Origin of the sequence: Arthrobacter sp. NPDC080073 (assembly GCF_040686575.1) — a bacterium.
Lineage (GTDB): Bacteria > Actinomycetota > Actinomycetes > Actinomycetales > Micrococcaceae > Arthrobacter.
Genome location: NZ_JBFBKR010000003.1, coordinates 169,858 through 182,898, shown reverse-complemented (window position 1 = coordinate 182,898; position 13,041 = coordinate 169,858). Strand labels below are relative to the sequence as shown.

Here is a 13,041-nt window from a genome sequence, read left to right as displayed (position 1 = left end):
CCCGATGGTGGATGGTTCGCGAGGTTGCCATGACTCGCCCCTGGTTGCGTTGGTTGCCGGCCGCTCTTGTCCCGGTAGCGCTTGCTGCGGCAGCCCTGGCTGGTTCCTACCAGGCGGGAGCAGCGACGAGCCTGCCGCACAAAACGGCAGAAGAAGTCATCGCGATGATCGCCCGCGCCAACGTCCACTCCTTGTCCGGAACCCTTCAACAAAGTTCCGAACTGGGACTCCCCCAGCTGCCCTCCGCCGGGCCAACCGCAACACAGGGTCCGGCTTCGGTCATCGAACTTCTGAGCGGTTCACACACGGCCCGGGTCTACCTGGATGGTCCCGCCAAGGCCAGGTTCCAGGTGATGGACATGCTCGCCGAGCGCGACCTCGTCCGCAACGGCAACGATGTCTGGCTCTACAACTCGGCCGACAACAGCGCCGCGCACATGACGATGCCCGCTGAACCCGCGCGCACAGCGGCCCCGCACGCGACACCGGCCCCGGGGGTCACCACCCCTGACGTTCTCGCGCAGCACTTCCTCGCCGCCGTCGGGCCCACCACGGACGTGACAGTGGGCGACGGAACCACCGTGGCCGGCCACACGGCCTACCCATTGGTGATCAAGCCGCGCAGTGCCGGCACGCTCGTCGATTCCGTGACGATCGCCGTGGACTCCGCCTCGGGCCTGCCGCTCGGCGTCGATGTGCGGGCACGCGGCCAGGCCGCAGCGGCCTTTTCGCTCTCGTTCACTGAACTGAGCTTGTCAACGCCCGACGCCGCCCTGTTCAGTTTCACGCCGCCCCGCGGTGCCGCCGTGGAGGAGAAGGCAACCCCGCAGCTGCGTGCGCTCCCCGGCAAGCCCGGGCAGGCACCGCAGGCAAAGGGGGCAACGGGCCGGCCCACCATCACAGGGACCGGCTGGGACGCAGTGATGGCCCTGCCCGCGGGCACGGCGCCAACTGATGTCCGCTCGGCTCCGTTGTTTGCCCAGCTCACCCAGCCGGTCGCGGGCGGCCGCGCGCTGACCACCAGCCTGGTTACTGTCTTGATGCTCGACGACGGCCGCGTCTTCGCGGGAATGGTGCCACTTGAGCGGTTGCAGTCCGCAGCCGCCACGAAATGACGGAGGCATCCGCGCCGGCTGAACTGGCGATCCAGACCCAAGGCCTCAGCAAGCGGTTCGGGCACCGGGCCGCCGTCGACGGCGTCGACCTGGCAGTTCCCCGCGGTTCAGTCTTTGGCTTCCTCGGTCCCAATGGCTCCGGCAAGACCACGACCATCCGGTTACTGCTTGGCTTGGCGGCCGCCACGGACGGCCGCATCCGGGTCCTTGGCGGCGAAATGCCGCGCCAACTGGCAACAGTCCTGCCCAATGTTGGCTCGCTCGTGGAAGGCCCGGCGTTCTACCCTTTCCTGTCCGGGGCAGCGAACCTCCGGCGATTGGACAGCGCCGATCTCCATGCTTCCCCGCGGACCCGGGCCGCACGGGTGGATGAAGCGCTCGAGAGGGTCGGGTTGTCCCACGCCGCAGGCAAGAAGGTCCGCGCCTATTCCCTCGGGATGAAGCAGCGGCTCGGAATTGCCGATGCCCTGCTGCGTCCGAGGGACCTGCTTGTCCTGGACGAACCCACCAACGGCCTGGATCCGCAAGGGACCCGGGAGGTCCGCAGCCTGGTCCGCTCCCTGGCGGCTGGAGGCACCACGGTGTTCGTTTCCAGTCATCTCCTCGCGGAAGTGGAGCAGATGTGCACCCATGTGGGAGTCATGAGCGTGGGCAAGCTCGTGGCGCAGGGAACCCTGCACGAGCTGCGCGCCGCGGGAAGAGCCACGATCCGTCTCCACACGCCCGATATTGAGGCCGCCGTCCGGGTGCTCTCGAGGCTGGGCCTGCAATCGGAACTGTCTGCTCCGCCGCCCGGCTCGTACGGCCCCGATGGCCGTAGCCTCGTCAGCACCGGTCCACCGGGGCACGAGGTGGCTCCCGAGGCGATCGTGGCTGCCCTCGTGTCGGACGGCGTACGGGTGCGGGGCTTCGGGGTGGAGAATGCCAGCCTGGAGGAGCGTTTCGTCTCCCTTACCGGAGAGGGCTTCGACATTGCCGGCTGAACACGAAACTGCAGTCATGGATGCCGCGCCGAAGGCCCGGCCATCAAGCTCGTGGTCGCTCATGGCCTCGGAGCTCTCGGTGCTGTTCAGGCGGCTGCGGACATGGGCCATGCTCCTGGCACTCGCCGCGATTCCCATCCTTATCGCCGCGGCGGTCAAGCTGAGCTCGCATCCCGTGGCGCCGGGGCGGGGTCCGCCCTTCCTGGACCGGATCACCCAGAACGGGCTTTTCGTCGGCGTGACGGCGATGATCGTTTCCGTGCCCTTGTTCCTGCCGCTCACGATCGGAGTGGTGGCCGGCGACACGATTGCCGGAGAAGCAAACCTTGGCACGCTCAGGTACTTGCTCGTCGCCCCGGCGGGACGCGTCCGCCTCTTGTTGATCAAATACGCGGCCGCCGCGGCCTTCTGCCTGGCCGCGACCCTGACGGTGGCCGCCGCCGGTGCGCTGGCCGGAGTCGCGCTCTTCCCGGTCGGCCCCGTCACGCTGCTCTCCGGCGACACGATCGGCGTCGGCGAATCCGTGGTGCGTTCCTTGCTGATTGCCGCGTATATCGCGGTGTCACTGTTGGGGCTGTCCGCCATCGGGCTGGCAATTTCCACCTTTACGGACGTGCCGGTCGGGGCCATGGCTGCGACCATCGTGTTGTCCGTGGTGTCGCAAGTGGCGGACAACCTGCCGCAATTGGAGTGGCTGCACCCGTGGCTGTTCAGCCATTACTGGTTGGGTTTCGCCGATCTTTTGCGCCAACCCATCTCATGGACGAGCTTCGGCGACAATGCCCTGCTGCAGGCGGGCTACATCGTGGCGGCCGGGGCACTGGCTTATGGCAAGTTCACGAGCAAGGACGTCCTGTCCTGAAGTAGGGCCTGCCCGTAAGCTCGTGGCATGGCAAGATTCTTCGATGTCCACCCGCAGGACCCCCAACCACGCGCCATTGCCCAGGTGGTGAATATCCTCCAGTCGGGCGGGCTGATCGCGTACCCCACCGATTCCTGCTACGCGCTCGGCGCGCAAATCGGCAACAGGGAAGCCCTCGACCGGATCCGTTCGATCCGGCAGCTCGACAGCAAGCACCATTTCACCTTGGTCTGCAAAGACTTCGCGCAGCTCGGGCAATTCGTCATGATCGACAACGATGTGTTCCGAAGCATCAAGGCCGTCACGCCGGGAAGCTACACCTTCATCCTGCCGGCCACGAAGGAAGTGCCGCGCCGTCTCCTGCACCCCAAAAAGAAGACAGTAGGCGTGCGGATTCCGGACCATAATTTTGTCCAGGCCTTGCTGGGCGAACTGGGCGAGCCTCTCCTTTCCAGCACCTTGCTGCTTCCCGACGAGGAGGAGCCCTTGACCCAGGGCTGGGAAATCAAGGAACGCCTGGACAACCTCGTGGAAGCGGTGATCGATTCCGGAGACACCGGCGCAGAGCCCACGACCGTGGTGGACTTCTCCAGCGGCACAGCGGAAGTGGTCAGGCGCGGCAACGGCGACCCCTCCCGGTTCGAGTGACCATGCGCAGCGACGAATCCCGTGTCACGGTCGACGCCGACGGTACAGCGATCTCCGGTATCTACGCCCGGCCCGACAAACCGGTTGCGACCCTCGTGCTCGCCCACGGCGCCGGGGCGGGCATGGAGCATCCGTTCCTGGGCGGCCTCGCGCACGCGTTGAATGACGACGGCGTCGCGACCCTGCGCTTCAACTTCCCCTACCGGGAAGCCGGCAAGAGGTTCCCCGACCGGCCGCCTGCCGCGGTCGCGGCGTGGCGGGCCGTCATGGAGGCGGCGGCGTCGCGTTCAGAGGGTGAACCGCTGTGGGCGGCCGGCAAGTCCTTCGGCGGTCGCATGGCATCGATGGCGGTCGCCGAAGGCATGCGCGCGGCCGGACTCGTCTACCTCGGCTACCCGCTCCACCCGCCCGGAAAACCGGAGAAGCTCCGCGACGAGCACCTCTACGGGCTCACGCTGCCCATGCTCTTCCTGCAGGGCACCCGGGATACTTTCGCGACGCCCGAGCTGCTCGAAAACGTGGTGGCCCGGATTGGACCCACCGCCACCATCGAGTGGTGGGACGGCGGCGACCATTCCTTCAACCGCGTGGGAATCAAAACGGGCGCGGCGGACGTCGGAGCGTCGCTGGCGGCCCCGGTGTCAGCATTCCTTCGCAAGAACAGCTGAGCCTCAGGCTTTCGCCGCGGCAACGGCTATGCCGGGAGGCAGCGGCTCATGCCGCAGATACTCGCGGCGGAATCGACCGCTTCCCGCAGTCAGTCCCCGCAGCACGATCGCGTACCGCACCAATTCCTGTTCTGGAACTTCGGCACTGATCTCAGTTCTTTCTCCGCCAACGGAGGTCGTCCCGGTGACGCGTCCGCGCCGCGAGGACAGATCGCTCATGACCGCGCCCACATGCTCGTCGGCCACGAGGACCGTGACGGCCGAAATCGGTTCAAGGAGTTGGATGGTGCCCGCCGCGGCGGCCTCCCGCAAGGCCAACGCGCCGGCCGCCTGGAAAGCTGCGTCCGATGAATCGACGCTGTGCGTCTTGCCACCTACCAGGGTCACCCTGATATCGACCACCGGGAACCCCGCCCGCACGCCCTTGCTCATCTGGGCACGGACGCCTTTCTCGACCGACACGACATACGTGCCGGGGATGACCCCACCCACGATCCGGTCGACGAATTCGAAGCCTCCCCCGCGATCGAGGGGTTCCACTTCGATGTCGCAAATCGCGTACTGTCCGTGGCCACCGGATTGCTTGACATAGCGCCCGTGGCCGGCGGCCTGTGTGGCGAAGGTCTCCCGGAGCGGCGTGATGACGTCGACGGTCTGAAGCTTCACTCCCTGCTCGCGCAAACGGTCCAGGACTGCCTCAGAGTGGGCCTCGCCCATGCACCACAAGACCAGCTGGTGCGTCTCGGAGTTGCGCTCCACCCTCAGGGTCGGATCTCCGGCCGCGACCTTGGCCAGGCTCTTGGAGAGCGCGTCCTCATCGCCGTGCGAGGCCGCTTCGATCGCCACAGGCATCAGCGGCTCGGGCATGTCCCAGGTTTCCACGAGCAATGGAGCCTCGCGGGCGGACACCGTGTCTCCCGTCTCGGCGCTCGCCACCTTCGCCAGCGCGCAAATGTCCCCGGCCACGGCGAACTGTACCGGCCGGAGACTGGATCCCAACGGCGAGTAAAGGTGCGTGATCCGCTCGTCGCTGTCGTGGTCGGGGTGGCCCCGCTCGGCCAGGCCGTGCCCTCCCACGTGCACGGCAGAGTCCTCGCGAAGCGTTCCTGAGAAGAGCCGCACAAGGCACACCCGTCCAAGGAACGGGTCAACGGTAGTGCGTACCACTTCGCCAAGGAGCGGTCCATCCGGATCGCATGCCAGGGGCGCGACCGGTTTCCCGCCCAGGTCGGTTACGGCCGGGAGGGTTCGCTCGATCGGAGACGGAAACGCCCGGGTCAGCAATTCCAGCAGTTCGGCGGTGCCGACTCCTGTCACGGAGGAACTTGCCAGCACCGGAAAGAACGTCCCTCGGACGATCGCGGTCTCCAAATCCTCCACGAGGGTATCGATGGGTACCTCCTCTCCGCCGAGGTACCGGTCCATCAAGGTCTCATCCTCGCTCTCGGAAATGATGCCCTCGATGAGTTCCCCGCGGACACCCTCCGCGCCGGCCAGTTCCGCCGCAGTCGCGGGACGGACCACGGGTCGTGGCTCCCCGGACGTGTACTCCGACACCGAGCCCGAAAGCAGCCCGAGCACGCCCGAGACAGCGTCACCGTTGCGGACCGGCAGGTGAAGGGGCAGGACGGAATCGCCGAAGGCAGCCCTGCATTCGGCCAGGACGGCATCGTAGTTCGCCCGCGGATGGTCAAGCCGGCTGATCACCACTGCCCGCGGCATGCCGACGCGCTCGCATTCACCCCACAGGGCGGTGGTCCCGGCGTCGACCCCGTCAACGGCCGACACCACGAACAGCGCCGCATCCGCAGCACGCAGCCCGGCCCGCAGCTCTCCCATGAAATCGGCGTACCCCGGGGTGTCCAGAAGGTTCACTTTGACGTCGTCGAATACCAGGGGCGCCGCGGATAGTCCGATGGATCGCTGCTGGTGGATGGCCGTCGCTTCCGAGTCACTCACCGTGGTGCCATCCACGATCGAACCCATCCGGGATACGACCCCGGCAGCGTAGAGCAGTGATTCGAGCAGCATCGTCTTTCCCGCGCCCGAACGGCCGATCAGGACGACGTTGCGGATGTTTTCGGGCCGATCGGCGGGCGCCGAAGAAGGGTCCGCGCGTCGAAGATCGGGGTTGGTCCGGTTCGATCCCTTCGTCGCGCTGCCTGGGCCTTTCACCGACATGAGCACCTCCTGGAGTAGAAGCCGAATCCCCCGCGTCCTTTGCTAACCGATTCCACACCCTGGACCGGCGCACGGCAAGAGCAATCGATCCAGTCGGTGCCGAAACCGGAGGCTCAGGTGAGCAAGCCCCACACCACTCGAACGGAGATGGCCGCGCTTGCTGCAATGACAACAGCGAAAGCGACCAGCCACATCAACGACGGCACCCCGGTGGAACGGGCCAGGATGTAGGCATCCGACGACGCGAGCCGGTCCCGGCGGCGGGTGTGCACCGAAGCCACCTTGAACCAGTCCCGCACCGCCCCCACCTCGAGGGCTATGCCAAGTCCCAGCACCACATTGCTGACCGTCAAGGCCGTGCCGAACATGACAAGAAGCTGGGCAATCGCCGCGCTCAGGAGCGCCACGAGGATTCCGGTGAAGTTCCGCAGGAAGATCAGTGCGAGCAGCAACACCAGCGCGCCGATGGACATGGCCGCCCCCGACCGCCCCGCCGACACCGACCAGATGAGCGCCGCACCTACCACCGCGGGACTCGGATATCCCCAGAAACCGGACCAGGCTGCGCCGAACGTGCCGCGCCCGCTGCTCAGGAGCTGCCCGGAGTGGTCCAGTCCGATCCGGAGCCCGTGGACAATCCGGCCCGTCATGAGAGCGGCGAAGGCGTGGCCCAGTTCATGCACGAAGGTCACATAGAGGCCGAACCAACGCCATGTGGCCCGCGGGATACTCAGCACGACGGCCGCAGCCAGGATGCCCAACACCACCGGAGTCGCCAGGTTCGGAACCTCCGCCGTCGTGAATCCCCGCAGCACGGCCTGCCACCAGTCGTTGGCCAGGTCAGCGGGACGCAATTCCATGTTCATCACCGTGGCATCCTAAAGAAGAAGCCTGTGAATGCCTGCCAGACGGCTGCCACCACCACGCCCGGAGTCACATCTTCCGCTTGGTCCTGGCCGTGGCGGGCGCTGTCCACGGATCTTCGGGCCAGGGATGCTTCGGATAGCGGCCGCGCATTTCGGCACGGACCTGGGCATAGGGACCGGACCAAAAGGAAGACAGGTCATCCGTCACAGCCAGGGGTCGCCTGGCCGGAGAAAGAAGGTGGAACAGCACCGGCACCCGTCCGCCTACCAAACGGGGCGTCTCAGCCCAGCCGAAGCACTCCTGCAACTTCACGGCCACCACCGGCCGCCCGCCGTCGTCCGCTGCGTCCGGGTAGTCGATCCGCACCCGCGAGCCGCTCGGCACCTCAAGCCATTCCGGCGCCAGCTCACCGAGACGGGCGGCCTCCGGCCACGGCAAGAGCCGCCGCAACGGCTCGGCCAGGTCGATCCCGCTCGTAGCAGCGCCTCCGGCGAGCGCTTCGAGCTCCGGCGCGAGCCACTTCTCCAGCCGGGCCAGCAACGCCGGCCCGGAGACGTCCGGCCATGGCTCGCCCAGTTCCCTGTGCAGCAAAGCCAGCCGTCGACGCAACGCATCGGCGGCCGGTGACCATCCAATGGTCCCCAGTCCCTCCTTCGCCAGCGCGCGGGCTACGGCGACGCGCCCGTCGTCGATGGAAGGGCGCACGGGGGTCGACGAAAGCAGGATCGCTCCCAGTCGCCGTACCTGCCGGGCGGTGACGCGGCCCTGCTTGAATTCGGCTTCCACCATGTCGCTCAGGAGGTGGTTGGCGGCAGCTTCCGCCGCATCCGCTGCCAAGGGCGCGGCGGAACGGATGACGGCGCCGGTCCCTGCCGCATCCCGGCCCTCCGCGCGGGACACTTCGGCCACGGCAAGCCATTCGTGGCCGGCGAGTGGACTGCCCGCCGGCAGCCCCGCCCGTGTCCCGGACGTCAGCAAGTAGCGTTCAGGGCCGGTGCCTGGAACCCGGCGCGCCACGCGGTCCGGGAACGCGAGCGCGACGACGAACCCCACGGACTCGGCGGCGCTCGCCGGGGAAGGCCGGCTTGGCCGTGCGGTCGGGGAAGGCCCGACGGCGGATCGCTCCTGGCGTGCGATCGCCTCCATGCGGCGGACATCCTCGGCCCAACGCCGGGCTGCTGGGTCTTTGCCTGTCCTGAGTGTGGCCAGGAGGCGCGTCAGGTCAGCTCCGGGGGCCCGTTGATCCCCGCCCACGAGGGCGACCGCCTCGGCAGCAGCGCGGTGCCCGACTGTGGCGGCACCATCCAGCAGTGCGCGGGCCAGCCGTGGATCGGCGGGGATCCTGGCCAGGGTCTTTCCCACGTCGGTGGCCAGTCCGTCCGGGTCGATCGCACCAAGTTCCCGCAGCACTTCAATTGCGTCATCCATCGCGCCTTGCGGCGGGGCGTCCGGAAGTGCCAGGCCCCGGCCGCCGGGCGATCCCCAACAGGCCAGGACGAGCGCGGCGCCCGTCAGGTCCGCGGCCGCAATTTCCGGGGTGGGGTGCGCCGGTGCGGCACCATACGTTTTTTGCTCGTAGCAGCGGACCACACGCCCGGGCCCTTGGCGTGCCGCGCGTCCGGCGCGTTGTTCGGCGGACGCACGGGAGCACGAGACCGTGACCAGGCCGGACATGCCGCGGTTGGCGTCACGCCGTAGTTCACGGGACAGCCCCGAGTCGATGACGAGCCGGACTCCCGGAACTGTCAGGGAGGATTCGGCCAGGGCGGTCGAGACGATGATCCGGGGAGGTCCGCCGGGCTCACGGCCGGAAACCGCCCGGTCTTGTTCCGCCGGACTTGCCTGGCCGTGAAGCTCCAATACCTCCGTGTCCGGTGCCCTCACAGCCAGGCGGGCGCGCAGCCGGGAAGCGACGGAGGAGACCTCCCAAGCACCCGGGACGAAGACCAGGGCGTCGATGTCGGGATCGGCTGCGAGCGTGTCCGTGTACGACGCCGCCGCCGTGTCCGCCACATGGTCCAGGAAGGTGCGGGTCACGCCGCGTCCGTCCAGCCGCGGACCTGCCGCGGGCGCCCAGTCCACCTTCAGGGGATGCAGCGCGGACGGACAGTCGACGACGGGTGCCGGCCCGCCGCCGTCGTCCTTTCCGTCCGTGCCTTGTCCGACGCCGGCACCTCCCATCAGCGCGGCGAACCGCGGGGCGTCCAGCGTCGCAGACATCGCGACGAGGGTGAGGTCCTCCCGCAGCTCACGGACCTCGATGAGCATTCCGAGCAACATGTCCGTCTCCAGGCCGCGTTCGTGAACCTCGTCCAGGATCACGGCGCTGGCGGCCTCAAGCCCAGGGTCCGCGAGCAGCCGGCGCAGGAGGATTCCCGGAGTGACGAACTCGATGATGGTCCCCGGACCCGTCTGGCTTTCTCCGCGGACCGTGTACCCGACGCGATCGCCGAGCCGGCTTCCGTCGAGGGCGGCGAGGCGCCGAGCGGCTGAGCGTGCTGCGACCCGCCGTGGTTGGGTCACGATCACCCGCGGGCGCTCTTTCCCTGTGACGGCGCCGGCCGCGGTGTCGGCGAGCGCGATGTTGGCCAGCAGGGGCGGCACGAGTGTCGTCTTGCCGGTGCCCGGGGGCGCCTGCACGACGGCGGTTCCTGCCGTTCCGCCGGCAGCGAGGACTTTGGCGAGTTCCCCCAGCGATTCTCCGAAGACCAGTCCCGCGCCGATCGTGTCCAGGTCGAAAGGGCGGTATGCGAGCGCGGCGTTCCGGGCCACAAGTGGGGATTTCACTCCTCCATTGTGCCTATTTGCGGAGTGCCTATGTGCGGATCCGCACCTGAAAGGTGGACTGCGTGCCGGATCGGGAGGACGATTAAAGGGCAGTTGCTAGAAGGAGGTCTGTGATGTGCTACGGCTACTACAAGGATTTCGGGCGGGACACCAGGAAAGATGCCTCACAGGAACCCGAGGAACGCCCTGAACCCAAGGTGGACGCAAAGGACTTCAGGTTCTGGGCCTTCCCACGCCGCCACCGTGAGTTCACCAACGATCCGGAGCCGGTCATCGACCGGACCCGCGAAAGGGTCTAAGCCACGAAATTGAAGGAACGTCCCCCGGGGACGTTCCTTTCATTTGTGGCCCTACAACTCGGCGGATCCAAGGTGTGTACTGGAGATACAACTTAAGCGGGTTCGCCTGCCTCGCTGCGGAAATTGGGCTCCCCTTTCCCTCCACTGCCACCGAAGGATCTCTGCCATGAACGCGTCAGCACTCAGCGATGAAGCCGGTGGGCGGCCATGACAGCGGACGCCATCACCTGGCTGATTGTCTTGATTGTCCTGCTGGTCATCTGGTTTGCGATGGCCGTCCACATTGTCACCCAGTATGAGCGCGGTGTCCTGTTACGGCTGGGGAAGGTCCAGGGCCTCCGGACCCCGGGCCTGGTGATCATCATCCCGTTCGTCGACCGGCTGAGGAAAATCTCCCTGCGGATCGTCACCCTGCCCATCCAGTCCCAGGGCATCATCACTCGGGACAACGTCAGCCTGGACATTTCAGCCGTCGCGTATTTCCGGGTGGTGGACGCCATCAAGTCCGTCCTTGCCATCGAAAACGTCTACGCCGCAATCGACCAGATCGCACAGACCACGCTCCGCAAAGTAGTCGGCCAGCATACGCTTGACGAAACGCTCGCGGAAACGGATGTCATCAATGCCAACATCCGCCAGATCCTGGACGGGCTGACCTTGGAATGGGGAGTCGAAGTGACCCTCGTGGAACTCAAGGACATCCAGCTGCCGGACAGCATGAAGCGCGCCATGGCCCGCCAAGCCGAAGCCGAGCGTGAGAAGCGCGCGAAGATCATCGCCGCCGAAGGCGAATCCCTGGCCGCGGCCGCACTGGGCATGGCCTCGGACACCATGATGGCCCACCCTTTGGCCCTGCAGTTGCGCAATCTGCAGTCCATGGTGGAGATCGGCGTTGACAAGAACACCACTGTCGTCTTCCCCGCGCCCTTGATGAGTACCATTGGCGAGCTCGGAGCATTCCTTGCCCGCGAAGCCGCCGCCGCGAAGGCCGCACAACCACCGAGGACCATGACGGGACGGACCATGGCGGCCGGATGAAACCTAATGGCGCTTATGCTCGTTGAACCCGTCGTAACCCGGGAACCGGGCACACGGGCTGCAAAAGGAGGAAGACCATGACCGACCCCCTGCGGGGCCGCGCCGCCGTCTTCCTCCTCCGTATGGGCCTGTTGGCAGGATTGCTGTCGATCATCGCCGGAATCGTCGGGATGCACGTCATGGCAGGTGGCCACAGCATGCACGCCGCACCGGTCGTGAGCGAGCAAGCAGTCCATCACGCGGCTTCACCGGCGGCGCCGTCTTGCACAAGCACGGGCACGTGCACCGGGATGTCGGCCCTGCACGCCGTCTGCATACCTGCGCCAGGCCATAACACGCTGACAGCACCCGTACCCGGCGTCGCGCCCTATGCCAGTGCGGCCACGGCCGGGTCCGGCGCCCTGGTCTCCGGCAATTCGCACCGCCCGGGCAGTCCTTCCCCGGGCGATCTGTGCATCAGTCGCACGTAAAATCCACGGCCGCACCGGGCCGCCGGCCCGCTGCACAAGACTCCACCCTGACGCGCCGCCCACGAGGTGGGCCTGCCGCGCGCGTCCCACGCAGCCGTACCTCTGCAGGCTGATTGATTGAAGGACCCCGAAACATGAGAAAAAACCTGACCATGACAACCTTTACCGTAGCCACGGCAATCGCGCTTGCCGGTTGCTCGGCCGGAGGCCACAACGCGGCGGACGCAGGGTTCGCCCGGACGATGATCCCCCACCATGCCCAGGCCGTCCGGATGAGCGACGTCGTACTCGCCAAGAACGACATCCCTGCACAAGTGACCGCGCTCGCCGGCAGGATCAAGGCAGCCCAAGACCCGGAGATCGAGAAGATGACGGGCTGGCTCAAGGAATGGAACGAGCCCGTCGGGATGTCCGGCGACCACACCATGAACGGAATGGTCGACAACCAGGACATCACCAAGCTCGAGGCCGCCCAGGGACGGGAAGCAGCCAGGCTGTTCCTGACCCACATGATCGCCCACCACCAAGGCGCCGTGGCCATGGCGCAAAAGGAAGGCGCCGACGGTAAGAACCCCGATGCCCTCAAACTCGGCAAGGACATCGTGTCGGCCCAGCAGTCCGAGATCAAGGAAATGCAGGATCTGCTAAGCACCCTTTAGCTCCAAAGCGCCGGCCCACCTGGTTTTTCCAGTGTGGGCCGGTGCGGGTGGCCTGGTAGCGGCGTCTCAGCTCGCGAAACTTCTGTCTAGGCCGTGACGCCGACGGAGGATCCTTCCGCTGCGAACACAGCCTGCGCTACGTCTTCCCTGAGGTGGTAGTCCCGGGCATCGACCGGATACAAGGAACCACTGACCACGTAATAGCCCCGGCCTTCGCCTGGCCCGCCGGCCGCGGCATCTATGGCCGCGATCATCGCCGGCTCCAAGGGCTTTTCTTTTCCTGCCTCACGCAATCGTGCGAGGTCCTCGGCCTCAAGGCGACTGATCAATCCCGGAATATCGCACATCTAAAAACACCGTCCTGTTCGGTCCATGGGAAAGGTTGCGCCGTCGCCCCAGCCCTTGGTGCATGCCAAGAACAGTAAGCCCGGGCATTGCTCGTGGCAAGGGTCCAACGAGGTCGA

General features: G+C 66.8%; 13 protein-coding genes. 9 read left to right on the top strand and 4 right to left on the bottom strand.

The window, feature by feature from the left end; genetic code table 11:
- Nucleotides 1-29 precede the first annotated feature (29 nt).
- Genes AB0O52_RS05030 through AB0O52_RS05010 form a run of 5 tightly spaced genes read left to right on the top strand, consistent with a single transcriptional unit; the run spans nucleotide 30 to nucleotide 4,276 of the window.
- Nucleotides 30-1,115 (top strand): DUF2092 domain-containing protein, encoded by a 1,086-nt coding sequence (locus AB0O52_RS05030; RefSeq protein WP_364534277.1) that lies wholly within the window; start codon nucleotides 30-32, stop codon nucleotides 1,113-1,115.
- A complete protein-coding gene (locus tag AB0O52_RS05025) occupies nucleotides 1,112-2,098 on the top strand; it encodes an ABC transporter ATP-binding protein (RefSeq protein ID WP_364534274.1) in 987 nt (328 codons plus the stop codon). The genes AB0O52_RS05030 and AB0O52_RS05025 overlap by 4 nt, the downstream gene beginning before the upstream one ends.
- A gap of 16 nt (nucleotides 2,099-2,114) precedes the next feature.
- Entirely contained in the window at nucleotides 2,115-2,960 is an 846-nt protein-coding gene (locus tag AB0O52_RS05020) for an ABC transporter permease (RefSeq protein WP_364534271.1), read from the top strand.
- 27 nt (nucleotides 2,961-2,987) lie between these two features.
- A complete protein-coding gene (locus AB0O52_RS05015; protein ID WP_364534268.1) occupies nucleotides 2,988-3,608 on the top strand; it encodes an L-threonylcarbamoyladenylate synthase in 621 nt (206 codons plus the stop codon).
- Nucleotides 3,609-3,610: 2 nt separating this feature from the next.
- Complete coding sequence (locus AB0O52_RS05010) at nucleotides 3,611-4,276, top strand: alpha/beta family hydrolase (protein WP_364534265.1); 666 nt, start codon at nucleotides 3,611-3,613, stop codon at nucleotides 4,274-4,276.
- A gap of 3 nt (nucleotides 4,277-4,279) precedes the next feature.
- On the opposite strand, the gene AB0O52_RS05005 is transcribed toward AB0O52_RS05010, so the two are convergent.
- From AB0O52_RS05005 to hrpB, 3 genes are all read right to left on the bottom strand, one after another.
- Nucleotides 4,280-6,457, bottom strand: coding sequence for an elongation factor G-like protein EF-G2 (locus tag AB0O52_RS05005; protein WP_364534262.1), 2,178 nt, complete (start codon nucleotides 6,455-6,457; stop codon nucleotides 4,280-4,282).
- A gap of 113 nt (nucleotides 6,458-6,570) precedes the next feature.
- Nucleotides 6,571-7,323: a M50 family metallopeptidase gene (locus AB0O52_RS05000; RefSeq protein ID WP_364534805.1), complete on the bottom strand. Its 753-nt coding sequence runs from the start codon at nucleotides 7,321-7,323 to the stop codon at nucleotides 6,571-6,573.
- Nucleotides 7,324-7,390: 67 nt separating this feature from the next.
- Nucleotides 7,391-10,111 carry an ATP-dependent helicase HrpB gene (gene hrpB, locus AB0O52_RS04995; RefSeq protein WP_364534259.1) on the bottom strand — a complete coding sequence of 907 codons (2,721 nt, stop codon included), beginning with the start codon at nucleotides 10,109-10,111 and terminating at the stop codon, nucleotides 7,391-7,393.
- A 113-nt stretch (nucleotides 10,112-10,224) separates the two neighbouring features.
- On the opposite strand from hrpB, the gene AB0O52_RS04990 reads away from it, so the two are divergent.
- The 4 genes from AB0O52_RS04990 to AB0O52_RS04975 all read left to right on the top strand — a co-directional run bounded on the left by AB0O52_RS04990 (nucleotide 10,225) and on the right by AB0O52_RS04975 (nucleotide 12,577).
- Entirely contained in the window at nucleotides 10,225-10,410 is a 186-nt protein-coding gene (locus tag AB0O52_RS04990; protein ID WP_364534256.1) for a hypothetical protein, read from the top strand.
- A gap of 207 nt (nucleotides 10,411-10,617) precedes the next feature.
- Complete coding sequence (locus tag AB0O52_RS04985; RefSeq protein WP_364534253.1) at nucleotides 10,618-11,448, top strand: slipin family protein; 831 nt, start codon at nucleotides 10,618-10,620, stop codon at nucleotides 11,446-11,448.
- Between the two features lie 77 nt (nucleotides 11,449-11,525).
- The gene (locus AB0O52_RS04980) at nucleotides 11,526-11,918 is read left to right on the top strand and encodes a hypothetical protein (RefSeq protein WP_364534250.1); all 393 of its coding nucleotides are present in this window, start codon (nucleotides 11,526-11,528) and stop codon (nucleotides 11,916-11,918) included.
- Nucleotides 11,919-12,070: 152 nt separating this feature from the next.
- Nucleotides 12,071-12,577, top strand: a complete 507-nt coding sequence (locus AB0O52_RS04975; RefSeq protein ID WP_364534248.1) for a DUF305 domain-containing protein — start codon at nucleotides 12,071-12,073, stop codon at nucleotides 12,575-12,577.
- Nucleotides 12,578-12,663: 86 nt separating this feature from the next.
- Here the strand turns inward: AB0O52_RS04975 and AB0O52_RS04970 are convergent, their stop codons facing one another.
- Complete coding sequence (locus AB0O52_RS04970; protein ID WP_364534245.1) at nucleotides 12,664-12,906, bottom strand: hypothetical protein; 243 nt, start codon at nucleotides 12,904-12,906, stop codon at nucleotides 12,664-12,666.
- Nucleotides 12,907-13,041: the final 135 nt, after the last annotated feature.